Source organism: Streptomyces sp. A0592, assembly GCF_004795115.1.
GTDB classification, from domain to species: domain Bacteria; phylum Actinomycetota; class Actinomycetes; order Streptomycetales; family Streptomycetaceae; genus Streptomyces; species Streptomyces erythrochromogenes.
Window position 1 is genome coordinate 1 of sequence record NZ_SSBM01000027.1, and the last position, 22,508, is coordinate 22,508.

The window sequence follows — 22,508 nt, forward strand, 5'->3', positions numbered from 1 at the left end:
GAAAGCACGCTCACATCCGCCGGGGTCCATCCCGACCCACACATCCGTCGCTGGGCCGCAGCAGCAGACCACGAGGAAGGCTGAGCCCGACTCTCACCCCTCCTGACAGTTACGGGACAGCCCTTAGTCGTCCGGTGTTCCCTCCCAGTGGCGGGTGTCGAGCACCCAGGGTGCCGCACCTGCGGGCATTTCAACGCGGCCTTCGCGAATCAGGGACTTGGACAGCTTCGCTCCTGTGTCGGTAACGATCTGCGGGCAGAAGAGGCGCACAGGCGCACGTGGTGGCTTGCCAACGGCGTCGAGTGCCCCGTCAACCAGGTGTGACCCGAACACCCAGTCTCCACCTTTCACCATGACGTGGAGCGTCTCCCGTGCCCCGGAGAGCGAGAGTTCCTTCACCAAATTCCGGTACAGCGTCGCCAGATCGAGGTACCCGTTTCCAGTGGCGGTGTCCAGGTCCACCTTGTACGAGCCGTGGTGCAGACACACCGCCCGGATCTCCGCTGCTGAACGGCCGGCCTGGACGAAGGTGCGTTGCGCGTACTTCTCAGCCCAACCGCATGCATGCGCAGGGCAGGGCACCCGAACGTGCGGCATGCCTGTGGACGGGGCCAGCCACCAGCGGGCCGCCGGAAGGCGTGGAAGAAGGTGAAGCCAGGTCTGGCGGAAGTTCTCGCTGCTTTGCTGCTCGGAGTAGTTGTGGACCTCGTGCGGGATGCCGGTCTGGGCGGTCAAGGATTCGAAGAGCGGCCCGTAGGTCTCGGCGACGTGGGCGAGGACAGCACGCTCGCCCAGAGCCTGCGCGTAGGCACGCTGGTAGCGGTTGCCGGTCTTCGGGTCGTGGGCGAGCTCGGCAGGTGCGTTGTCCAGTGCACCGAGGCTTCGATCCCGAATCGTCCCGGACGCGCGCTGCGGTGGCGAACGCCAGGCTTTGGACGAGGGACGTGCCAACGTGCGGCACCCCGTTGATCTGCGTTCCGACTGTGAACACGACACTATCGGGCCGCTGTGCCTTGATACGGGGAGCGAGAACGTCTTCAGCGTGTGTCAGGGCGTTGGCGAGGACCGTGTTTGGGGATGCGGGATGGGCGGTGGCTTCCACTGATACTCCCTCATTTGTTCGATTGGAGAGATGAGTACAGCCCAACCCGCTTCCTCAACGTAGGCGTTGACCGTTGTCCCGCTGTTGTCCCGCAGGCACGGCCGGTAGTCTCTCGCTCACAGTCGATGATGGGATGGGTTCGTGAACGACCCGATTCGGCACCCGCTCGCCTACGCGCGGCAGCTGCGCGACTGGTCCCAGAAGGACTTGGTCAAGGCCCTGCACAGCGCAGCCGCCGCCCGCCCGGAAGGCCTCCGATCTGGCATCGACGTACCTGCCGTCAGCCGATGGGAGAACGGCCATAAGACACCCTCCCTGGAGTCCCAGCTCCTCATTGCGGCTGTCTTCGCCGTACCGGCCGACGAGCTGAACCGGCACCTGTGGCCACACTGGCTGCCTGGCCGGGAGGACCCCTTCCCGCTCGGCCAGGCAAACACCGTCCCAGCCCTACGAGCCGCTCAGAAGGACCTCATGGACCGCCGCAACTTCATGGCCTTCGGGGCCGTCGCGCTCGCCGGCCTGTCCGCCCAGTGGGCCGACCGTGAACCGGGGCGCTTGACCGCCGCCCTGGACCACGACAGGACAGGCTCCGACCTGGTTGACTGGCTGGAATCGGCCAGCACTCGTCTGACCGGCCTGCCGACCGAGCAGCGACAGCACGCGGCGAAACTCTTGGATGCTCATCTCGACACGGTCACCGATCTGATCGCAGGCGGCAGATACAGCGCTGACAACGGTCAGCGGCTGCACCTGCTCGCCGCGTCACTGGCTTCCACTTGCGGCTGGTATCGCTTCGACCAGGGCCAACACTTCACTGCCGGGCGCCTGTGGAACGCCGCCCTCACGAGCGCTCACGCGGCCGGAGACAGGGACATGGGCGCCGGAATTCTCTCCGACTTCGCGTACCAGGCGATCTGGTTGGACAAGCCCGGCAACGCAATCGCACCGCTGTCCAGCGCACTGACGCGGACCAGGCACCCTGCAGCCCGCTCCCTCCTGCACCTACGTCGGGCACGGGCCCACGCGGCCACAGGCGCCGGCCGGGAATGCCACGCCGACCTGGCTACAGCCGAACGCGAGCTCCAGTCGGACACTCGAGAGGCGACACCATCCTGGTGCTCTTGGATGAGCCCTGCGGACCTCGCTGTCGACTCAGGCCACTGCTTCCTTGACTCGGCAAGCCCGCCAAGGCCAGAACTCACATCGGCGAAGGACTGGCCCTTCTACCCAGCTCACGGGACAAACCCGCGGTGTTTTTCTCGCGTCGGAAGCACGCAGCCTGCTACAGGCCCGAGAGATCGAACAGGCAGCGGCCGCCGCCACCCAATCTCTGGATCTGGCCTCCCGAATCGGCGCAGACCGCTGCGTGACCCTCGTGAAAAGCCTGGCCCCGCACTTCCGCGTGCATCGTGACGTGGCTGGTGTCGACGAGCTGATGGCACGCCTCCGAGAGGCCGCTTGACGAGTAGGTGGGACCGTCGGCCAGGTCGCTGCTGGTTCCCCGCCAACGCACGGTGGACCGGCGAGGTCGTAGATGGGCTCACATTCCGCCGGCGCAGGGGTGGTCCGCCAAGGTCGACTGGATGCTCGCCGCGCTCGCGGTGCTCCCCACCGATGCGGGAGTGGTGCAACCCTCGCTCCGACCTGCACACTCCGGCCGGACGGCTGCTCCCCGCACCCGCGGGGATGTTCGCCCTGACGGTGTCGCCCGAGCTGGCACAGTCTCCGGCTGGATGATGGGCGGTGGCCCGAGGCGGGCCACGTTCCGACCGCCGCCCGATCCGGCGTACCGGAACGCAAGGAGCGTGGCAGTGCACCGGCCTGTACCAAGGAATCGCACCAGCAGCTCGTCAGTGTTCATGACGTGCCGGGATGGATCGGGCGGAGGCGCGTCAGGAAGGCACTGCCGTGAGTGACCGCTCCTCGTGGGAATCCCGCAAACTCCGCTACTGGTCCGAGTGCAGTGGCCACTCCCGCCGCACCAGCCACCCGACTCCCGCGGCCTCCCCGGCGCAGGCACGGCTGGAGAGCCTCGTCCTCGAGCGACTGGGCACTCCTCCGGATCTGTGCGCACACCCCTTCGGCATCACCTCGCTGAGCAGCAGCGCCACGTCCCTCGCGCTGCACCTCGACGCCTACATGGGCCTGGGGCGATACTCCTTCCCCGAGCACTGCCTGAGCCGGCTGCTGCCCCCGACTCCCGCACCAGGAAGTGGTGACGACCCGCACGGAATTCCCGGCCTGCGGATGAGCGGCATCGAGGCTGGCGGCCGACAGCTCCACCTGCACACCGTGAAAGACCCTGGTCACACAGCCACCCTCGTACTCACACTGCCCAAGGGGCTGACGGAGGGCTGGGCAGACATCGAGCGCCGGCACCGGCACTGGTGCGACGAGACCGGTCTGCGGCCACTGTGGACGACCCCGCAGCTCGACAGCGTGGAATCCAGCCACCTCAGCGCCTATCCCAGCCTCGAAGCCTCACGGACCCGCCGAGCCGCGGTGGGCAGCGGGCTGCTGCGGCGAATCGCGCTCTTCCACACCGTCGCAGCCTTCTACCGCGTCCAGTGCTGGGACGACGGCGACAGCTGGAAGATCGACGCACGCACCGCCCATCCCCGGGCCCGCCGGCACGACCAGCTCCTGCACCGGCTGTGCCACCCGCGCTGGGGCCTGCCGGTTCGCGTGGCCCACCGGTTCTGCCGCTGCGCCGAGCCGGACGCCCCCTACCAGTGGGACCACACCTGCGCCTTCTACTTCGACGGCCACACCACCGGCAACGACGACCCCATCTACCTGCGCGTCCACGCCAGCCCCGAAGGGCACCACTACGACCGGCAGATCGCAACACTGCACCAGGTCGGCGCCCCAGCGGACTGGATGGCCCGCGCCTTTCCCGAGCAAGCAGTCCAACACCACGACCGGCACCGTCAGACGGAGCAGCTGCAGTAACGGAACGTCGGTCACCGAACGAGAGGACGCCGCGCATGCCCGGACCGGACCTGCCGCCACCAGCAGCACCCATGACCGCGGAGGCCCTCCTCGCCCGCTGGCCCACCGCCGCACCGAAGGCGGAGCTCGTCCACGGCGTACTGGTCTTCGCCGGCGACTTCGACGAGCGTGACGTGGAGGCCGCAAGGCGCACCTATCCAGGCCGTCGTCCCGTGCTGAACGCCGACGGCGGCTTGGAAGTGCACCCGGCCGGCACTGGAGTCCCCACACCACTCGTCAGCCGGACAGCTGGTCCCTCCGGGCAGGAGGGTGGCACCTGAGCTGCCCGCGCCGTGAGTACGCCGTCTTGCCTGGGACACCCAGGCCGGTGGTGTCAGGAAATGCGACGTCCTTCTTTACGGCGTAAGGAAGGGAGAGGCTGCCTCCAGCAGATCGTTGCCACTGGAACCGGCCCAGCGTCGCGTTGGCCGGGCGGCGCAGTGGCGGGTGCCTTAGCCCCACAACTTCCGGGTGAACTCCTTCGCCCACTCCACCCGCTCATGATGGAGGCCGCGGGGCACGCAGGGCAGGTCCGGGCCAACCTGGCACTTCGGGCAGGTGACCTCCTTCGCATGCCACGTCCGCGCCGCCGAGCCCGCGGTCTCCTGTGGTTCCCGCTCTCTCCTGCGCGGCCGAGGAAGCCGGGCTTCAGCCCGGACAGGCGGCGGAGCCTGATGCCGACGTTCCTCGCGGGCGCCCCTCTGATGCTTGCCGGGGACACTGCGGTCGCTGCTCTCAAGAACGCGGCGCAGGCGTTCGTCATGGGGAAGCTGCCGCTTCGCGCTGGGGCCGACTCGATCGTCGTTCTCGCACAGCTTGTCAGGGCCGGCGTAGCATCGCGGGCATGTCATTCGGTACCAGTCGCCGCGTGGCACCTGGTGGTGCAGCCGGGCCGCGGCCTTCACCCTCGCCTCATGCGCCTGGCCCTTCCGGCCCGACTGCAGCCGCTGCTCCTGGAGCGGACGTGCAGGGCTGACCTCATTCTCGTGCGCCTCCGGGGCCGGCTGCATCCGCTCGGCAGAAGCCTCGACCTCTTGCCGGGCTTTCTTCTGTTGCCGGGCCAGCTCTCGTGCGGCTTTCCGCTCATCCAACTCCAGCTGCATCCGCTCGTTGTGGCCGTCCTTGCGCGGCTTCCCGCTGTTGGGCCCCTCGACCAGCACACAGGCCTTGCCCTGCTGCGCGTTGCAGCGCGGACAGCTCCGCTGGATCCAGTACCGCCGCGCCACGCGAAGCTGATCCTGCGGCCTCCTTGCCGCCCGCTTCTTCCAGACCTCCACGCGCCGCGCTTCAACACGGGTCAGCAGTTCCCCGGCCAACACTGCGGACCGCGCAAGCTCCTCCACCTGGGAGCGCAGGTTGGGCGTGTACGCGTCGTACCCGCGAAGACGCTGGAGGGCGTTGCGGACCCGAGCCGCCGCTCTGTGCGCTGCCTTCTCCGTGTCGGCTTCCGCTTCGACTGCGTCCCGGATGAGGTCGTCCAGGCTCTCGAAGTACGTGGTCGCCCGCTCGTAGACGGCGGATTCGGCGTCCGTGTGATCCTCAGCTGCCGTCGCGTTGACGCACATCAGAAGCCTGCGCACCCGCCCAGGCTTCTGCTCAGCGACAGCCTTGTTCAAGTTGTCGAACAGCTTGCGGCGCTCCTCGCCCTGCTCGACCAGCCAGGCCCTCGCGTAGCGAACGGCAGTCTCGAGCTGCTCCTGGAGCTCCCCGTCCACATCCGTCAGATTCTCGATGTCCGCGCACACCTGTTTCACCACGGGCACGGACTCGATCCGACTACGTGCATATACCAGTCGGCGCAGCAGCGCCCGGGCGCGTGCCTCCGGCTCCGCCACTTTCCTCGCCTTACCGGGCGACCACAGCGATGGCCGCGGCGCTGTGCGGGCCTGGACGATCTTCTCAATCGCCGGCGTCGACAACCCGCGCTCCGTCATCTCGCATTCGTCCAGAGCGAACCATTCGATCGGCCGGGCGAATGCCTCGGTCCCGATCTGCACGTGGCGCGCGGTGCCGACGCTGTTCAGGCGGATCCGGTGCACGTACCAGCGGCGGATCAGCGTGTCGCGGTCGACCGGCACCATCGTCCCGAGGACCGGCTCGACAGCGCAGTCCCACACCGGCGCCACCGCCTGGTCCAGATGCACCCGCAGAGCGCCATGCCGCCAGCGCACATCCACAATGGACCCTATCGGCGCCCCTTCGGTGCGGGTGTAGTCGAAGGTCGCCTGCTCCCCGCAGCCGGCGAGCCAGGCCGCGGCCGCCGACCGCACATAGAGGTGGTCTGCGCTGTCCACGCCGCGGGAGCGACGCCCGCACACGTGCGGCAGCCCGGCCGGATCCGGGTAATGCGCGAAATGACAAGCCCGGTCCGTGTACAGCTTCGTGGTCAGCTGCCCGCCGCAGCCGCCGAGCAGAGTCCCGCACCAGAAGGTGTCGTCCTCGTGGACACGGCGGAATGAATCCAGCTCGATCGCTTCCATCGGCAGCATCAACGGCTCATCCGAGTCCGCCCCTCCGAGCACCGCCGTCTGGATCTGTCGCCTGTCCGTGCGCACAAATTCCCCCGTCTCTCCCGCCAACACATCCTGTCACCAGCCGAGTACACCAACCAGATCGCCTTCCGACTCGACTCAGGCCACGCCCCAGCTGCGATGCCCTCGCTGCCCTGTCAAGCACACCGTCGTGGCCTGCCCCTTCCAGGTAGCGCGCTCGGTCCGGGCCCGGCGCATGGCAGCGGTTTCGGTCGCCGCGGTCTGGCGGTGGCGCTGGGGACCCTGCTTGATCGGTGCCGGCGCGTAGTCCGGGACGAGGTCGGGCTCGGGGAAGTCCCGGCGGGACAACTCCCGCATCGCGACGGTCTGCCGCTCCACCGCCTCCGCGATGTGCGGCTTGTCCGCCAGAGACGGGAGCGGGGCCTGGCCTCGATCGCCCGGTGATAGCCATGTACTGGCCCGCCGTACGGCGTGCGGTCTCAAGGACTTTGGGCACGGAGTTCAGGCGGTACGGTCGAGGAGCTCGGACGCGGCTGCCGTGGCCTGGCGCGGGAGGCGGGTAAGTCCGGCCTTCTCGGTGCGGGCCCTGGCCAGGGCGCGGGCCTCGGCGGTTCCCCTGGACTCTGCCCGTTCCCTCTGCTCGCGAAGGCGCTCGGCCTCGGCCTGCCCCTGGGCAAATGATGGGGATATTTGGATTTCCCCACTTGTCGCTCTGGGGTGGGGCAAACCTGCTCTCTTGATCTCCCCATCCATTGTGTGATCCTCCCGGCGTGTCGAACTGGTGTCGGCGTGTCGTGGAAAGCCTGCGTGAGCTTGGAGTTCGGCCTGTTCGGGGGCCTGAATGCTCACTCGGGAGGAAGACGTGGACGCTCATGCTCTGCGTCGTCAGGGATGGACGATCTCGGCGATCGCGCGGCATCTGGGCCGTGATCGCAAGACGATCCGTGCCTATCTGAACGGCGAGCGAACCCCCGGCGAGCGACGCGAGGGACCGGACGCGTTCGTGCCGTTCCTGCCCTACTGCCGCCAGCGCCTGGCCGACGACCCGCACCTGTGGGCCTCGACCTTGTTCGATGAGGTGTCCGAACTCGGTTACGAGGGCGCGTACTCCACCTTCACCCGGGCCCTGCGCCGCTATCAGGTCCGCCCGCACTGCGAACCGTGTCACGCCTCCACCGGCAGGAACGTCGCGGTGATCGCGCATCCGCCCGGTGAGGAGATCCAGTTCGACTGGCTGGAGCTGCCGAATCCGCCGGAGGGGTGGGGAGTGGGTGAGCACGCCCACCTGCTGGTGGGGGCGCTTGCTCATTCGGGCCGGTGGCGGGCGGTCCTTTCGGAGTCCGAGGACTTCCCCCACCTGGTCCAGGCTCTCGACGAGGTCATGCGAAAGCTCGGCGGAACGGCCCGCCGGTGGCGCTTCGACCGGATGGCGACGGTCTGCTACCCCTCCAGCGGGCAGATGACCTCCTCCTCCTCCTCCTTCGCCGCCGTCGCCAAGTACTACGGAGCCGGCGTGGATATCTGCCCGCCCCGCCGCGGCAACCGCAAAGGAGTGGTGGAGAAGACCAACCACTCCGCCGCCCAACGATGGTGGCGCACGGTCCCCGACGGGCTGACCGTCGTCCAGGCCCAGTCCGGCGTCGACAAACTCGCCGCCCGGATGGACGAGCGGCGCCGCCGCATCGACGGGATCGCCACCACGGTCGGTGAGCTTGCCGCGGCTGAGCCGATGCTGGACATCCCGGTGCGACCGTTCCCGGCCGAGTTGGAAGTCGAGCGGACGGTCAGCCCGCAGAGCCTGGTGCAGTTCGAGGGGAACTTCTACTCCGTCCCTCCTGGCCTGCCCGGAATCCAGGTGATGATCCTCAACCGCCTGGGCGAGGACATCCTGCGGATCGCCACGGCGGGTCGGGCGGTCATCGCCCAGCACCGCCGGGCCCCTCGGGGATCCGGGCAGACCATCCGCGACGACGGCCACGTCATCGCACTGGAGCGAGCCGTGCTCGCGTCGTTTTCCGACCGGGCCCCCTGCAAGACCAAGGTCCGAAGGCCGCCCTCGGCGACCGCTCTCGCAGAGGCCGAGCGTCTGCGCGGCCGTCCTGCGGCCGGGGATCCGGCCGAACGGGTCGTGATCGACCTGTCCCACTATGCCGCCGTGGCCGACCGGCTGCGGACAGCTCCCTCACCGAAGGATGAGAACGAGGAGTGAGTACGCCATCGTCGCCGATGCAGATGAGCGAAGCACGCCGCTTCCAGCAGCTGCGAGGCCACCTGTCCTACCTCAAACTCAACGATGCCGCCGAGGCACTCAACCGCGTCCTGGACCAGGCCCGGAGCGAACGGATGTCACTGACCGCGGCACTGGAACGGCTCCTGGAGATCGAGGTCGAGGCCACCGAAGCCCGCCGGCTCGCGGCCCGGCTCCGGTTCGCCTGCCTGCCCGAGCCCTGGACCCTGAACGACTTCGACTTCGCCGCCCAGCCCGGCGTCGACGAGAAACTCATCCGCGACCTGGCCACCCTGCGATTCCTCGACGACGCCTCCAACGTCCTGTTCGTCGGACCGCCCGGAGTCGGCAAAACCATGTTGTCCGTCGCCCTCGGCCGGGCCGCGGTCGAAGCCGGGCACCGCGTCTACTTCACCACCGCCGCCGAGCTCTCGGCCCGCTGCCACAAGGCCGCTCTCGAAGGCCGGTGGAAGTCCTGCATGAACTTCTTCGCCGGCCCGAAACTTCTGGTCATCGACGAACTGGGCTACCTCCCGCTGCCCGAGGACGGCGCTTCCGCCCTGTTCCAGGTGATCAACCAGAGGTATCTCAAATCGTCCACGATCTTGACCACGAATGTCGGCATCGCTGACTGGGCCGGAGCCTTCGGTGACGCCACCGTCGCCGCCGCGATGCTCGACAGGCTCCTGCACCGGGCCGCCGTCGCCGGCATCGACGGCCCCTCCTACCGACTGCGCGGCCACCGGACCCAGGCCGAAACCCTCCGTGCCGGGGTGAACGCCCGTGTCTCCTGACGGCTCCAGCCCCGACACCACCGAGGTTCCATCCGAGATGGCCCGTCTCTGCCCGCACTGCGAGACCGTCTTCACCGTCGCCGAACGCACCAGCCGTCAGGTGTTCTGCTCTCCCACCTGCCGCGAACAGAACCGTCGGCGCATCCCAGTCCAGCGAACCTGCCCGCAGTGCAGGAACGAGTTCACCACCGACATCAGCCCTCGCCGGATCTTCTGTTCCCCGGAGTGCCGGACCGCGGCCCGTGCCAGCAAGAACGCGATGGAGAGCCGGATCTGCCCGGTCTGCGACGGAACCTTCGACTCGGCCAAGACCATCCGGAAGGTCTACTGTTCCCCGACCTGCCGCAGGGATGCCGAACGCTACCGAGAGCAGGCCCGAGAGCAGGATCGAGCCCGCCGCCTCGGTGAGACGCCTTACCCCGCCGCGGCCCCGCCTCCCGTGATGCCCGGTCTGCCGACGACACCGAAACCCGCGGCACGACCTGCCTACCGCCAGGCCCCGGAACGGGACCCGCTAGAGCCCACGGCAACCCGCAACTGCCCCCACTGCCAACAGCCCGTGACAATCGTCGCCCTCCTCGCGACGCCAGAAGCCGCCCGACCCTCCATCCCGACCGGCCTTCCCGATGTCGTCCCACTCCGCCGGGCTCCGTGACACCACCATCAGCTGTCGGCAGCCTGGAAAACCGGCTGCCGATGGCAGGGCCCTACTGGCAGAGTCTGCCCATGGTCTTCTTGCGTTGCGAAGCGGTCCGATGGGTCGACGACGAACCCCAGCCCGGCCTCGTCGAGGTCCGCTTCACCGACGCCCACCACCAGCAGTGGGCCTTCATCGACAAGTGGCCCGTCTTCTCCGGCGACGACCTGACCCCCGACTCCCGCTACCCCGTCGAGGTCGGCGTCCTTTGTGACGTCCTGACCGCCGGCACTTCGGATACGGCCAAGATCTCCATCACTCCCTGGGGGCTCGAATCTCTCGAAGGAGAGACCGAGTTCGAAGTGCGGACTGATCAATTGACCACCAGCTGAGATCCACCATCACCGGGCCCCGCCGACCTGACGGTCGGCGGGGCCCACGCATGCTCTCAGGCTCCCCACCTTCCCCACACCGTTCAAACAGCAACGAAGTGAGGCGAAGAACACCAGCGGCCATTTTCAAGAATCGCCATCATCCCAGCCGGCGAGCTGCTCTCGCACCTGCCGCAGCAGCATCAGGGAGGCCAGAGCCTGCTCGGGGCCGGGCCCGGCGGTGTCGGGCGTGTCGTTCTGGGCACCGCGCAGGGCTTCGTCCATGGCGGCCAGGGCTGCCGCGGCGGCCATGAAGGACGCCGGACTGTGGGCCTCTGGGCCGGGCACAGGTGGCTGGTGGGCTGTGGTCACGGGCACCCCCTCGATTGTCATCAGGCTGACGACGATATGATCGTCATCCATTAGATGACATGTTACAACAGGGTCTGTGCAGCGCATTGGCAGCAACCGCTCGAACCTGCTGGAGGTGTTTCACGATGTTGATGCGCACTGACCCCTTCCGTGAGCTGGACCGGATGGCGCAGCAGCTGATGGGCCCAGGTACCTGGTCGAAGCCGTCGGTGATGCCGATGGACGCCTACCGCGAGGGTGACGAGTACGTGGTGGCCTTCGATGTCCCCGGCGTGACCGCGGACGCGCTCGACATCGACGTCGAGCGGAACACGCTGACCGTCAAGGCCGAGCGACGGCCGACGGCCAAGGTCGACAACGTCAAGATGGAGCTGTCCGAGCGGCCGCTGGGCGTCTTCTCCCGCCAGATCATGCTCGCCGACACCCTCGACACCGAGCGCATCCAGGCCGACTACGACGCCGGCGTTCTCACCCTGCGCATCCCGATCGCGGAGCGCGCCAAGCCCCGCAAGGTCTCCATCGGTGCCGGCTCTGGCCACAAGGAGATCTCCGGCTGACCCAGTCGGGAACCGGTGTGGAGGACGGCCACCTGATCTGCCCCTCCCCGCCCTCCGCACCCCTATGGAACCGACAACACCAAGGGGGCGGCTGATGACCTTGCGACGCGAAGCGTTCCTCGACCGCGTGAAGGAACGCGGCGAATACGACACAGCGGAGGAAGCCGAACGTGCGGCGCGCGTCGTGCTCGCCCTGCTCGGCGCCCACCTGATCGGCAGGGTCCGCGCCCAGCTCGCGGCACGTCTGCCGGAAGGCTTCGCCCTGATCCTGCTCAACCCGCTGCAGAGCGCCGAGCCGCTTTTTTCCCCCCCGAGCGATTCGTCCGCGCGACCGCCGCCTGGATCGAGGGCGCCACCGAGCAGGCCGCGACGTGGGACGTCAGCGCCGCGCTGTCCACCGTCGCCGACACGGCAGGCGAAGACCTGACCGAGCAGATCCTGCTTCAGCTCCCCGTCGGCTACGACCTCCTCTTCGGCCGCCCCCAGCCCAACTGACGAAATCCGGGAGTGCCACGTGCCTGCGCTCCCACGGCTCCTGAAAGGCATGTCCCGCAGTGATCACCGACGCGCGCGTACCGCTCACGCACCAGCAGCCGTGCTCGACGGCATACGAGCAGATGCTGGAGAAGGTCCGATACGAAGGCGCCTACCCCACCCGTGAACGGGCCGAAGAAGCGGTCCGCGTGGTGCTCGCCGGACTCGGACGTCAACTGACCGGTGACGAACGCGGCGACCTGGCCCGCTGCCTGCCCCTGGAGGCGGCACGCGTGCTGACCGTACAGGTCCCCGACACCCAGCCACTGGCCGGCTGGGACTTCATCAAAGACCTCGCCACCCGCTCAGGCACATCCCTGGCCACCACCCGCTGGGACACCGGCGCCGTCTTCGCCGCCGTCACAGCCCACGCCGGCCCCGACCTGACCCACCGCGTCCTCCAACAGCTCCCCACCGACTGGGCCCTGCTGTTCGGCCAAGCAGAACTCACCCCCGCCGCATAGCCACCGAGACGCACGCCCAGAGACACCCCAAAGGCCCAGGCCCTAAGCGGAAGAACACGAAGGCCCTGCTCCGTCCGGAAACGAACCGGAGAGAGCAGGGCCTTGCGGCAAGCTCAGGGGCCCACGGGGCCGGGAAGGGTCAGGCCGGGTTGCTGTTCTCGGCCTGCGGGCCCTTCTGGCCCTGGGTGACGTCGAACGTCACGGCCTGGCCCTCCTGGAGCTCACGGAAGCCGGAGGAGTTGATCGCCGAGTAGTGGGCGAAGACGTCCGGGCCGCCGCCGTCCTGAGCGATGAAGCCGAAGCCCTTCTCCGCGTTGAACCACTTCACAGTTCCCGTAGTCATGTCTCATGCCTTCCAGTCGATGAACGCCTCCCAGAGCATGCGGAAGGCGGATGATCGCCCTGGTTCCTGCGGCAGAGCACAGCAAAACGCCCACGCCGAGGCGTGGGCAAAGGGAACTTCCGAACCACGACAGCTGACGCAGACGCTACACGCCCTCACACGCTGTCACCACAGGAAACGAGTACGCGTCATGCCGTGGCAGGGTGCGCGCGGGCCGCCGAGGACTGGCATGCGCGGCCCCCGCTCAAGCCGCGACGGGTGGATTCGCTGATTCGGCAGCGCGGCGGTATTCGGCGTTGAGGCGCTGGGCGTCTTCGAGCTGGTCTTCGAGGATGACGATGCGGCAGGCGGCCTCGATGGGGGTGCCCTGGTCGACGAGCTCGCGGGCGCGGGCGGCGATGCGCAGCTGGTAGCGGGAGTAGCGGCGGTGTCCGCCGGCGGAGCGCAGCGGCGTGATGAGGCGGGCTTCGCCGATCGCGCGGAGGAAGCCCTGGGTCGTGCCGAGCATGTCGGCGGCCCGGCCCATCGTGTAGGCGGGGTAGTCGTCGTCATCGAGACGGCCGAACGAGTCGTCTGCTGTCATTGCACCTCTCTGTGGAACGCGTGGAGGGGCCCGGGTGCCGTACTGGCACCCGGGCCCCGAAGGAACTACTCACACCATCTGCCGGCCCTGATACTGCGCCGGCCTACTGTTTCCGCACGGCCGGCCTGAACGCTGCCGGGGGTGCGGGGATCGCGGATGCGTGACCGGAGACCACCTCACTATCGATGTCCTGCGGTACCCGGGCTTCGTACTGCTCGCCCGGGCGATCCTGATGGCGCTCGGCTCCTCCGTTCTTTTCCTCTGGATCAATCACTTACCAAACGGGAACTGCGTACTGCTGATACTGCGAACTGCTGGTAACGCGCGTACTGCCCTTTACTGCTGGTGTCGCGTACTGCTGGTGGCCTCTCACAGCACCACCTTCGGCAGCCAGCCCCGTCGCCCATCCTGCATCTACTCTGGCTTAGAACCCCACTGCCGAACCTCCCGGTGCGCGCGCCCGCAGCCGACGCCTTCACCGAGGAACCACTCACTGACTTCACCGCTGGTACTGCCAACTGCACCTACTGCGGGTACTGCCACTGCGGTACTACTCACGGCGGCCCCTGATCACTGCGGGCCACCCGGTCCGGTCACCAGTCCCGTCGCCGTCCTGCAACAACCGTGGCTTCGGAACTCCGTCACCGCACCGTCCTGCGAACTGCAACTGCGTGTACTGCTGCCCGGCAGTTCGTCTCTGCCAGGCCCTGCGGTCCTTCTTGGTTACGTGAGAAACCATAACCAGCTCGCTACCCAATGTCTACTCCGGCGGACACAGATTTCCGCGTGTTCGGCAGTGAGGTAATCAACCTCGAACGAAGACGGGGGTAGGGGCGGCTCCCTATCGGTGCGGCCACAGCCGCTACGGCAGGTGGCACCACGTCTGGCTCGCGCCGCAGCCGCCGCGGGCTACGCGCGTGATCATTCCATCAGCGTCGGAGGCCCTGTCGCTGCCGGGTTAGCCGGTCGCCGGACGGGCACCGGGCATTGACCGGAGACCAGGGTGACCTGATGGACACGATGAGCGTCAACGTCGCAACCGTCCGCTCAGCGACATCCGCCGCCGGCACGCGCGAGAGCGCTCGGGCTTTCCTCGACCGCCTCGTACACCCGATCGCGACCGAGGCGGCCGACACCGTGGTACTGGTCGTCTCGGAGCTCGTCACCAACACCCTGCGCCACGGAGGCGGCACCTGCCTCCTGAACCTGACCGCGCACCCGGACAGCATCGAGGGACCGTCCACGACCGCAATCCGCGGGCCCCGCATATGCGCACCCCCGACCTGAACGGCGGCACCGGAGGATTCGGCTGGCCCTGGTCAACCGCCTCGCCCGCGCCACCGCGGTCACCCGCCGCGCGGCCGGCGGCAAGACCGTCAGCGCCCTCCTCGCCCAGTAACGCCAAGCCGCCGACGCCGACCGGGGCAACGGGCGCCCGCGTCGGCCTGGCCGAGCACGGCCGGCCATCAAAGGCGGCACCCGCCGTCGAGGCCGAATGCGGCGCTGGAGATCGGAGGCGAGGCTGACCCGGGCGTTGTGGGAGGCCGACGACGTTGCCGCGGTACGTCCGTAGATACCTCCCGGGCCCCCAGGTGAGAGCCCCGCGTGGTGTTGTCGGTGACACTCGCGCGGGACCCGTCCCCGGACTGCGACCTGGCCCCAGATCCAAAAGCGCCTGCCGGGCCTGCCCCGCCTGCACGCCGACGACCAGTGCGTGCTCCTGTGGCTGGTAGACGAAGACGGTCGGAGGGGAGAGCCTCTCCTGTCCGCGCTCGTCACGGTCGGAGACGGTTCCCGGCCGTAGCCGAACAGCTCGGCTGGACGAACCCGGTCGCGACCCGTCCGCACACCGGATGGAGCTACGAAGTACTCAGGGTCCACCAGCACTGGCGCCACCGACGCTGAACCGACCGGGTCGCGGCCCTGGGCAAGCCCCCGGACGGGCTTGCCCAGGGTCTCCTCAGGCTTGCCCAGACGCGCTGGCTTGCCCGGCCGCCAAGTTCCCCATCTGGACCTCGCTGGACCGGGGCCCTGGCGGGGCGCAGCCGGGCCGGCTGGGTCTCCGGGTTAGCTTTCGGAGAGTTTCGCGGCGTGGAGGGTCAGGACTAAGGGTTGCCGACCAGGGCGGTGATGAGCTTACGGGCCCTGGCCGTGGCCAGCCGCTTCGCGGCCCTTGGCGAACTCGGCGTCGAACCGCTCCTTGCTCGCCGCCATCGTCGAGCTCGGCGGTGAGCTGGAGCCCCCAGATACCCGTAACGGGCGCTTCAGGGGCACTGTCCTCCCAGAAGGCTGCGCGGTCAGCGCCGGCCGCCGCCGATGCGTCGGTCGTCGGCCAGTGCGGTCAGCGGGCCGAACTCGCGGGCAAGCTGGTTCCACGTCAGTACCTCGCCACAGCGGGCCGGGAACTCCTCCGAGTTGAACTCGGGCATGGTCCAGGTGCCAGTGCCCCGGTCCCGCAGCCACAGGTCCCCGTCACCGTCGACCACAGTCGGCGGGACCGGCACGGGCTCGGCCTGATCGGTGGGCTCCCAGGTGACCCGGCCCGGGTGGGAAGCGCGGCGCAGCTCGGTGGTGGCCAGCCGCGCGGCCAAGTCACGGGTGGACTCTTCGGCATCCTTGACCGACTCGAGTCGGAATGCGTCGTCCAGTACGGGCAGGGCTGGATTCTTGCTGCGCTTTGAACTCATACGCTGACTACCTCCGGTGGGGGGCGTCACATCCGTTATGGCACCCCGTAGAGAAACACGGTATCCGAGGCGGGAGCCGGGCCGGCTACGACCACTGTCCAGGTGGAGACGCTGGCACACCGGGCGGTGGGGCTAAGCTTGTTCTTTATCAACGACGGTCGACGGCCTGTTGCTGCTACCTGGTGGTGCTCAGCGTTGCACGTCCAGGTATGCGTCGTGGCCAGGCGGCGGTGCGTCGAACGCTGCGACGGCCGCATCTGAGGCAGCCGTCCAAGGCTCGGCTGCGTAGTTGACCGCTTCCGCAGGCAGTTCTTCAAGGGACTGCAGAAGGTCCAGAAGAGTAGGCACGGCAAGAGACTACGTCGCTCAGCTCGAACGATCTGGTGGACGCGGTGCTGTGTGCGGACGGTGCGGTGAAGTCCCCGGTGGACTTGACACTGGTGCCCGAGCATCGGCGTGGGCACGGAGCGTTGTACGGCGGCCTGAACCACGGCCGGATCGATATCGGCCGGCTGCGGGCGGTGCTGGCCGGACTGCCACTGCCTCGTTTCGACGACGGGCGCCTGGTCCTGGCGAGCAGATGTCCTACCGCGGATTCCTGGCCGAGCTCCTGATGTCCGAGTGCGACGACCGCGCCCGCCGCAGGTCAGAGCGCCGCTTCAAAGCCGCTGCCTCCCTCGCGACAAGTCTCTGCGGGCCTTCGACTTCGACGCCAACCCGAACGTCGACCCCGCCGCCATCCACACCCTCGCCAAGTGCGAGTGGGTCCGCAAAGGCCAGCCTCTCTGCCTGATCGGCGACTCCGGCACCGGCAGGTCCCACCTGCTGATCGCGCTGGGCACCGAGGCCGCCATGAAGGGCCACCGGGTCCGCCACACCCTGGCCACGAAACTCGTGAACGAGCTCGTCGAGGCCGCCGATGAGAAGCAGCTGACCAAGACCATCGCCCGCTACGGCCGCGTCGACCTGCTCTGCATCGACGAACTCGGTTACATGGAACTCGATCGCCGCGGCGCCGAACTCCTCTTCCAGGTTCTGACTGAGCGCGAGGAAAAGAACAGCGTGGCGATCGCCTCGAACGAATCGTTTGGAGGCTGGACGAAAACGTTCACCGACCCCCGGCTCTGCGCGGCCATCGTCGACCGGCTCACCTTCGGCGGCAACATCGTCCAGACCGGAACCGAGTCCTACCGCCTCGCCCACACCAAAGCCCAGGCCGATCGGGCCGAAGCAGTCTGACCAGCACATCCCGCCAGCAGGGCCCCGAGCCCTGGCACTAGGGTCTGCAGCATGCCCACCCCGTCGGCCGCGAACACTGAACCAGGCCCCGGGCCACGAATCCGCGAGATCTTCCGCACCGTCGTGACCGACCGCTTCGCCGACAGGCCGGCACCCGCGCAGGCGGAGCTCTTGTTCGCCGACGCTCCCTTCGACTCCGACCGGGAGTTCCTGGGCGACTTCTACAACGAAATCCTGCACCAGGACACCTGCAACGAGCTCACGCATGAGGGCGTCCCACTTCTCGCGGCGCTCGCGGCCGATGACCGCGTTCCTCCGCGCGAGCGGATGTCTCTGGTGTCCTTGCTGTTCTCCATCGCCACCGTCACCGAGCGGCACGAGGCCGAATGCTGGCCCCAGGCGCATCCTCATGCGGATCCTGCTGGTGAGGAACGCGCTCGGGTCGCCGTCGAAGCGGCGCTTCCTCAGCTCCTGAACCGGTGGGAGACGGAGTGCGTCACTGTCTGCCTGGCCCTGACGGCCCTGGCGGCGGCCTTCCCATCAGCCGGCACGTCCCAGGACCTGCTGCCCAGCCTGCGGACGCTGGCAGGTCAGTATCCGGGCTGGACCCTGCCCGGGGACTACGTGCGCTTGGCGGGGACCATCACGGTCGGCAAGCGGGAGAACCTCCTCACAGCGGTCGAGGCCCTCACCAGTCAAAACTGGATTCCGACAGTGCGGTCGGCACGGCTCACGGGCCGGGCACTCCACCTCCTCGACCAGATGCTGAGCCAGATCAGGGCAACGGCGAAGACGCAAGATCCCTGAGTCGAAACCGCGGTGCCAAGGCCTGTGCACTCCGGGGCACACTAACGTGCGACATCAAAACTCATCGATGTTGATCACCCAACCCCGCGCCATACGCCTCCCGAACTCCTCGACAAACGACTCCCCCAAGAAGTCGTCGTAGCCATGCTGGGGAAAACCTGGAACGCGAACGGCCCGCCGAGGTCGGCGGGCCGTTCGGGCTGAGGGACCGACGGTCAGTCGGTCACATAGCCTTCAATCCACTCATCCTGATCCACGACCGATTCCTCGACGTAGAAGCAGGTGGGTTCCTCTCTGAAGCCGGGAAGCAGGCGCGCCCGTTCGATGCGGTCCCGCGCGGCCTCTCGGGTCGAGTAAGTACCCAGCAGTTTGACGTCGTCTCCAGCCTGCTCGTCGGCCCAGAAATCATCTGGCTCCACGAAGTGGCCGGCGCCCTCGCCCTCCTGTGGGTAGTGGTGGACATGCCAGAGCAGATAGACCTTGTGCGGTGCGGTCATTTCGCCGCTCACACCTTCCTCAGACGTGCTAGTTGCGGGAAAGGTACTTCCGGACCTTGTTGTAGATGGAGCCGGGCCCCTTCTTGTACGGCGGCCGGTAGCCACCGCCCTTCATGACGCGGTCCGTCGCCTTGTCCAGGGACTCGCCGGGCCCTCGGCGGTGGCCTCTGGCAAAGCTGGGCACGTCGTTGCCCTTTTCCTTACCGGACTTTTTGGCTTCCTTCCACAGGGTACGAACCTTGCGGATCGCCCAGTCCTTCCCGTACCACCAGATCAGGCCGATGATCGCGACGACCGCGCCGACGCCGATGATGGCGAGGACGGTGCCTGCGCTCACGCCGAGTCCTGCGGCACCGACCAGGGCCAGCGCGGTCATGCGCCCGTCGAGGTCGACCATGTTGACGGGGTCGCCGCACACGTACTCGTAGCTGTTGCAGCTGCCGCCTCGTACGGGGTCGGTGGACAGGAAGCGGCCCTTGGTGGAGTCGTACAGGCGGACGCCCATCAGAGTGAGACCCGTGAGGGTCTCCCCCGAACGTTGGTGGCCGCCGAGCCAGTCGTAGCGGGCTTCCGCCTGACTGGCCCGGGCGTTGCCGTACTCGTCGGCGTCCAGAACCGTGGGCGTGACACTCACGTCGAGCGGCAGCAGGAGGCTGACGTCGCCGCGGATAGAGGTCAGCTGGAGGACGGTTGCGCCGGCGCCTGGTGTTATGTCCCTGACAGCGGGCTGCTCCGGCGTGGCTTGGCGTTGCCTGCGGGACTGGACCGAGACCGGCGAGTGGCCGCGCCTTCATGTGGCATCGCTGACCAAACTGCGCCGTGCTGGCATCTGAATCTGGATGACTGCTACGCGCCCCGGCGGGGCTTCCCGGCCGCTTCTGCGTGCCGTCGCGAGGATCGCTGGCGCAGTGGTAACGTCCGCCACTTCCAGGGCGGGGTGCGCCCCCAGCGGATGAGGTGGTGTGGGTGGCCATTCGGGACAGGAGCGAGGTCATCGGGCGCAACGGTCTGGTGGTGTTGCACGTGGCGGTCGGCTACGAATCCTCGGTGGAGAGCCGCGAACCGCGGGACGTGCTCACCCTCACCCGCAAGGTGAACGGGCGCTGCGTGGTCATCTCCGGAGTCTCCCAGCGAGGCTCCTTCTGCGCACCGTGAGGGGCCAACCCCGCATCTCAGGTCGCACGGGTTCTATCAGTTGAGGAAGCGGGGCTTGGCCGCCTGGATGCAGTGGCTGAGGAGCTCGCGGTCGTGGAAGGCGGCGTGTAGGAGCACGGCCAGGTCAGTGAGGGCCTTGAGGTCGGGGCTTGTGACTACGAAGGTGCCGGCCTCTGATCCGAAGAACTGGCGCTTGTCGCCGTTTTCTGGCATGTGGGAGTGGGCCAGTGACTGGGCCAGGCCTTCCCAGCCGTAACCGTGGCGTTCGGCGTCGTGCTCGTCGAAGACATCGGCGACCTGCTCCATGTCGCCATCGAACAGGTAGAGGCAGTGGGAGGTATCGCCTTCACTGCGTTCGTCCAGGCGGAACGGGGCCAGGGCTGATGCGTCGGTCATGCGGTAAGGGTAGAGATGCCCGTCTTCCGAGGCTGCGCGGGGGTCCGTCAGGCTGAGCGGGTGTGCGTCCGCTGCAGCTTGGCCTTGGTCTGTGCCAAGCGGTAGGACTCGGTGCCGGTCTCGATGATCGCGCCGCTGAAAGTGAGCCGGTCGACGATGGCCGCGCAGAGCCGGGGATCGGTGAATGGCCTCGTCCAGCCTCCGAACGATTCGTTACAGGCGATGGCGACACTGTTCTTTCCCTCCCTCTCGGTCAGAACCTGCAACAGCATCTCGGCGCCCCGCCGGTCGAGCTCGAGATAGCCCAACTCGTCGATGCAGAGAAGGTCCACGCGGCCGTAGCGGGCGATCGTCTTGGACAGCTGCTTCTCGTCGGCGGCTTCGACAAGCTCGTTGACGAGCTTCGTGGCGGATCGGCGGTCAGCTGCGGAGCTCGGGCCAGCCATCCTTGTTCGAGCAGGACTCGTAGTCGTAGCGGGTGAGGCGGTCCCATTCCGCTCCGGTCACCCGCTCGAATGCCTCTTCGTGGACGTAGAGGAGTTCTTCGCAGTGTCGTGCGGTGAACGGCGCGAACCGCTCCGGATGACCGAAGACACCCTCGTATGCCCGGCGGCCGGCGGCCACGACGGCAGCCCGCGAGTACAGAAAGCCGTCATCCGACTGCGGAAACGGCGAGCCGTTGGACAACTGCATCCCGAGGACGGGCAGCGTGCCGAAGGCCGCCTGGTCCAGCCGGTACAGAGCTTCCGCGAGACGCTCACCGAAGCCGATGATCTGGCCCACCGGTTCGCGCACGAGAATCTCGGTCAGGCGCGCGCAGCCCTCCTCGAACCCCTGACAAGTCTCCATGCGGGCCTCGCCACCGAGAACCTCGATGAGCTGCCAGAACCGCTCCCATGTCATCACTGGCAGCTCGGGGTCGACGCCCCTCGATGCCTTCACGACGTGATCCCCCTCATCCTCCGCGTCACCGAACGGCTCATCGCTCCACCGGAACCAGGAATGACCGTCCTGGATGTGGAGCAGGAACGCGGCAACCGGCCCCGTAGGCGAGACCAGCGACAGGGTCTTCCTGATCTCCTCGTAGACCCTGTCGAAGCCTTCCCAGTCCTCGGCGTCGGCCAGGGCCCGCGAGCGCGCGAACAACGGCTCGAAAGCGGGGAAGGCTGAGCCAGCGATGAAGCGTCCGCGAAGCCAGGGAAAGTCGGCTTCCTCGATCACGACCTCGCCCACCAGCTCATCCTGGCGTACCAGTCGCCAGACCTGGCCTTCGAATCCCATCGCATCCGACCCTTGCTGTCTGCTGCCCCATTTCGCTGCCCGGCAGTCTCACACACGCCTCTGACACGGCAGCCTGGGAAACGATCACTACAAGCATGGGAAGCGATCTTGCGAGTGCCCGGAAGCTGTACCGCTCGGCCATGGATGCCGTATCCGAACTGAAGGTCGGCCGCCTTGCGCTCCCGGAGTCGGCCGATACGGCAGAACTGCCCCGACCCTCCAGCCCTGAGAACTGACGACCGCCGTTTCGGCTGGTGACACGCTTCTTACCGACACGAGGAGTGCGCTGTCGAGGACCAAGCCGTTCGGCAGCAGTCTGCGGCCGAGGTGAGGTCGGGGAACCGGTCCTGGATCTGGCGCCCGCGCCGGGTCTGCAGCACCAGCCGCTTTCCGGCTGCGGCGGGCGTGAGCAGGAGGGCCCCGTAGCCGTCGAACTTCTGCTCGTAGGCCAACTCGCCCAGGACGCCGGATCCGGGCACCGCTTCCACGGCCTGGGCGAGCATCGGGTCCACCGGCGGCCGCAGGGTCTCCCGGGGGACGTGCCCTTCGCGTTCATGCCGAGGACAGCGCCTTGACCAGCTCGTCACGGCTCATGTGGGAGCGGCCCGGGATGTCGGCGGAGGCGGCCTTCTTGTACAGGTCGGCCTTCGACAGGCCGCTGAGGTCCTTCTTCGGCGTCGAGCGGACGCGCTTCTTCGCTGCCGGCTTCTTCGCGGCGCTCTTGCCGGAGGTGGAGGTGCTGGCTTTGCTTCCGGTGGGTTTCGGGCTGCGGGCGCGCTCCACGCTGGCGCGCAGGGCCTCCATGAGGTCGACAGCGCCGGTGGGCTCCGCGGTCTCGCCCTTCTCGACAGTCTCGCCTGCCTTCTTGGCCTCGATGAGGGCGGCGACCTTCTCCTGGAAGGTGTCCCGGTCCACGGACCCGACCGGGGACAGCAGGGTCGATGTATCCGCAGAGGAGAAGGGGTCTTTCATGGGCGTG

General features: G+C 67.9%; 21 protein-coding genes and 9 pseudogenes. 15 read left to right on the plus strand and 15 right to left on the minus strand.

Going from position 1 to position 22,508, the window contains the following annotated elements:
- Positions 1 to 123 precede the first annotated feature (123 nt).
- A complete protein-coding gene (locus E6U81_RS29125) occupies positions 124 to 951 on the minus strand; it encodes a hypothetical protein (protein WP_136233035.1) in 828 nt (275 codons plus the stop codon).
- Between the two features lie 292 nt (positions 952 to 1,243).
- Here E6U81_RS29125 and E6U81_RS41255 point away from each other — a divergent pair.
- Positions 1,244 to 1,417: pseudogene (locus E6U81_RS41255) on the plus strand (helix-turn-helix transcriptional regulator); the annotation flags it as partial.
- Between the two features lie 132 nt (positions 1,418 to 1,549).
- Here the strand turns inward: E6U81_RS41255 and E6U81_RS41260 are convergent.
- On the minus strand, positions 1,550 to 1,786 hold the full coding sequence (locus E6U81_RS41260) for a hypothetical protein (protein WP_240804085.1): 237 nt from the start codon (positions 1,784 to 1,786) through the stop codon (positions 1,550 to 1,552).
- A 1,224-nt stretch (positions 1,787 to 3,010) separates the two neighbouring features.
- Between E6U81_RS41260 and E6U81_RS29135 the strand changes: the two genes are divergently transcribed.
- On the plus strand, positions 3,011 to 4,054 hold the full coding sequence (locus E6U81_RS29135) for a hypothetical protein (protein WP_240804073.1): 1,044 nt from the start codon (positions 3,011 to 3,013) through the stop codon (positions 4,052 to 4,054).
- A gap of 35 nt (positions 4,055 to 4,089) precedes the next feature.
- Complete coding sequence (locus tag E6U81_RS29140) at positions 4,090 to 4,374, plus strand: hypothetical protein (RefSeq protein WP_136233036.1); 285 nt, start codon at positions 4,090 to 4,092, stop codon at positions 4,372 to 4,374.
- Between the two features lie 171 nt (positions 4,375 to 4,545).
- Here the strand turns inward: E6U81_RS29140 and E6U81_RS29145 are convergent, their stop codons facing one another.
- Complete coding sequence (locus E6U81_RS29145) at positions 4,546 to 6,582, minus strand: hypothetical protein (RefSeq protein ID WP_136233037.1); 2,037 nt, start codon at positions 6,580 to 6,582, stop codon at positions 4,546 to 4,548.
- A gap of 865 nt (positions 6,583 to 7,447) precedes the next feature.
- On the opposite strand from E6U81_RS29145, the gene E6U81_RS29155 reads away from it, so the two are divergent.
- The gene (locus E6U81_RS29155) at positions 7,448 to 8,794 is read left to right on the plus strand and encodes an IS21 family transposase (protein WP_240804074.1); all 1,347 of its coding nucleotides are present in this window, start codon (positions 7,448 to 7,450) and stop codon (positions 8,792 to 8,794) included.
- A complete protein-coding gene (gene istB / locus E6U81_RS29160; protein ID WP_240804075.1) occupies positions 8,791 to 9,606 on the plus strand; it encodes an IS21-like element helper ATPase IstB in 816 nt (271 codons plus the stop codon). The genes E6U81_RS29155 and istB (E6U81_RS29160) overlap by 4 nt, the downstream gene beginning before the upstream one ends.
- Before the next feature lie 96 nt (positions 9,607 to 9,702).
- Here the strand turns inward: istB (E6U81_RS29160) and E6U81_RS40565 are convergent, their stop codons facing one another.
- Positions 9,703 to 9,921 (minus strand): hypothetical protein, encoded by a 219-nt coding sequence (locus E6U81_RS40565; RefSeq protein WP_206310040.1) that lies wholly within the window; start codon positions 9,919 to 9,921, stop codon positions 9,703 to 9,705.
- Positions 9,922 to 10,332: 411 nt separating this feature from the next.
- Between E6U81_RS40565 and E6U81_RS29165 the strand changes: the two genes are divergently transcribed.
- Entirely contained in the window at positions 10,333 to 10,635 is a 303-nt protein-coding gene (locus tag E6U81_RS29165; RefSeq protein ID WP_136233039.1) for a hypothetical protein, read from the plus strand.
- Between the two features lie 135 nt (positions 10,636 to 10,770).
- Here E6U81_RS29165 and E6U81_RS29170 read toward each other — a convergent pair.
- Positions 10,771 to 11,007 (minus strand): annotated as a pseudogene (locus tag E6U81_RS29170) (type III effector protein); the annotation flags it as partial.
- 104 nt (positions 11,008 to 11,111) lie between these two features.
- On the opposite strand from E6U81_RS29170, the gene E6U81_RS29175 reads away from it, so the two are divergent.
- From E6U81_RS29175 to E6U81_RS29185, 3 genes and pseudogenes are all read left to right on the plus strand, one after another.
- Positions 11,112 to 11,543, plus strand: a complete 432-nt coding sequence (locus E6U81_RS29175; protein WP_136233040.1) for an Hsp20/alpha crystallin family protein — start codon at positions 11,112 to 11,114, stop codon at positions 11,541 to 11,543.
- 94 nt (positions 11,544 to 11,637) lie between these two features.
- Positions 11,638 to 12,038 (plus strand): annotated as a pseudogene (locus E6U81_RS29180) (DUF2267 domain-containing protein).
- Between the two features lie 59 nt (positions 12,039 to 12,097).
- Positions 12,098 to 12,541 (plus strand): DUF2267 domain-containing protein, encoded by a 444-nt coding sequence (locus E6U81_RS29185; RefSeq protein ID WP_136233041.1) that lies wholly within the window; start codon positions 12,098 to 12,100, stop codon positions 12,539 to 12,541.
- A 139-nt stretch (positions 12,542 to 12,680) separates the two neighbouring features.
- Here the strand turns inward: E6U81_RS29185 and E6U81_RS29190 are convergent, their stop codons facing one another.
- Both E6U81_RS29190 and E6U81_RS29195 read right to left on the minus strand, forming a co-directional pair.
- Positions 12,681 to 12,884, minus strand: coding sequence for a cold-shock protein (locus E6U81_RS29190; RefSeq protein ID WP_136233042.1), 204 nt, complete (start codon positions 12,882 to 12,884; stop codon positions 12,681 to 12,683).
- Positions 12,885 to 13,128: 244 nt separating this feature from the next.
- Positions 13,129 to 13,467, minus strand: coding sequence for a MerR family transcriptional regulator (locus E6U81_RS29195; RefSeq protein WP_136233043.1), 339 nt, complete (start codon positions 13,465 to 13,467; stop codon positions 13,129 to 13,131).
- 1,011 nt (positions 13,468 to 14,478) lie between these two features.
- Here E6U81_RS29195 and E6U81_RS29200 point away from each other — a divergent pair.
- A pseudogene (locus E6U81_RS29200) lies at positions 14,479 to 14,866 on the plus strand (ATP-binding protein).
- A gap of 898 nt (positions 14,867 to 15,764) precedes the next feature.
- Here E6U81_RS29200 and E6U81_RS29205 read toward each other — a convergent pair.
- On the minus strand, positions 15,765 to 16,154 hold the full coding sequence (locus E6U81_RS29205) for a hypothetical protein (protein ID WP_136233044.1): 390 nt from the start codon (positions 16,152 to 16,154) through the stop codon (positions 15,765 to 15,767).
- 377 nt (positions 16,155 to 16,531) lie between these two features.
- On the opposite strand from E6U81_RS29205, the pseudogene E6U81_RS29210 reads away from it, so the two are divergent.
- The 3 genes and pseudogenes from E6U81_RS29210 to E6U81_RS29220 all read left to right on the plus strand — a co-directional run.
- Positions 16,532 to 16,729, plus strand: a pseudogene (locus E6U81_RS29210) (transposase); the annotation flags it as partial.
- Positions 16,729 to 17,393 (plus strand): annotated as a pseudogene (gene istB, locus E6U81_RS29215) (IS21-like element helper ATPase IstB); the annotation flags it as partial. The pseudogenes E6U81_RS29210 and istB (E6U81_RS29215), both read left to right, overlap by 1 nt.
- A gap of 51 nt (positions 17,394 to 17,444) precedes the next feature.
- Positions 17,445 to 18,200 carry a hypothetical protein gene (locus E6U81_RS29220; RefSeq protein ID WP_136233045.1) on the plus strand — a complete coding sequence of 252 codons (756 nt, stop codon included), beginning with the start codon at positions 17,445 to 17,447 and terminating at the stop codon, positions 18,198 to 18,200.
- Between the two features lie 215 nt (positions 18,201 to 18,415).
- Here E6U81_RS29220 and E6U81_RS29225 read toward each other — a convergent pair whose 3' ends face one another.
- Together E6U81_RS29225 and E6U81_RS41265 are read right to left on the minus strand one after the other, a co-directional pair.
- Positions 18,416 to 18,697 carry a hypothetical protein gene (locus E6U81_RS29225; protein ID WP_136233046.1) on the minus strand — a complete coding sequence of 94 codons (282 nt, stop codon included), beginning with the start codon at positions 18,695 to 18,697 and terminating at the stop codon, positions 18,416 to 18,418.
- A 376-nt stretch (positions 18,698 to 19,073) separates the two neighbouring features.
- Positions 19,074 to 19,394: pseudogene (locus E6U81_RS41265) on the minus strand (RHS repeat-associated core domain-containing protein); the annotation flags it as partial.
- Between the two features lie 28 nt (positions 19,395 to 19,422).
- Between E6U81_RS41265 and E6U81_RS41270 the strand changes: the two are divergent.
- Both E6U81_RS41270 and E6U81_RS29235 read left to right on the plus strand, forming a co-directional pair.
- Positions 19,423 to 19,544: pseudogene (locus tag E6U81_RS41270) on the plus strand (IS5/IS1182 family transposase); the annotation flags it as partial.
- Between the two features lie 119 nt (positions 19,545 to 19,663).
- The gene (locus E6U81_RS29235; protein WP_136233048.1) at positions 19,664 to 19,852 is read left to right on the plus strand and encodes a hypothetical protein; all 189 of its coding nucleotides are present in this window, start codon (positions 19,664 to 19,666) and stop codon (positions 19,850 to 19,852) included.
- A 36-nt stretch (positions 19,853 to 19,888) separates the two neighbouring features.
- On the opposite strand, the gene E6U81_RS29240 is transcribed toward E6U81_RS29235, so the two are convergent.
- From E6U81_RS29240 to E6U81_RS29265, 5 genes and pseudogenes are all read right to left on the minus strand, one after another.
- Complete coding sequence (locus tag E6U81_RS29240) at positions 19,889 to 20,248, minus strand: Imm51 family immunity protein (RefSeq protein ID WP_136233049.1); 360 nt, start codon at positions 20,246 to 20,248, stop codon at positions 19,889 to 19,891.
- Between the two features lie 47 nt (positions 20,249 to 20,295).
- A pseudogene (locus E6U81_RS29245) lies at positions 20,296 to 20,658 on the minus strand (ATP-binding protein); the annotation flags it as partial.
- 10 nt (positions 20,659 to 20,668) lie between these two features.
- A complete protein-coding gene (locus E6U81_RS41980; RefSeq protein WP_346766179.1) occupies positions 20,669 to 21,529 on the minus strand; it encodes a DUF4240 domain-containing protein in 861 nt (286 codons plus the stop codon).
- Between the two features lie 266 nt (positions 21,530 to 21,795).
- The gene (locus E6U81_RS29260; protein ID WP_206310041.1) at positions 21,796 to 22,041 is read right to left on the minus strand and encodes a hypothetical protein; all 246 of its coding nucleotides are present in this window, start codon (positions 22,039 to 22,041) and stop codon (positions 21,796 to 21,798) included.
- A gap of 40 nt (positions 22,042 to 22,081) precedes the next feature.
- A complete protein-coding gene (locus tag E6U81_RS29265; RefSeq protein WP_206310042.1) occupies positions 22,082 to 22,501 on the minus strand; it encodes a hypothetical protein in 420 nt (139 codons plus the stop codon).
- Between the last annotated feature and the right edge of the window lie 7 nt (positions 22,502 to 22,508).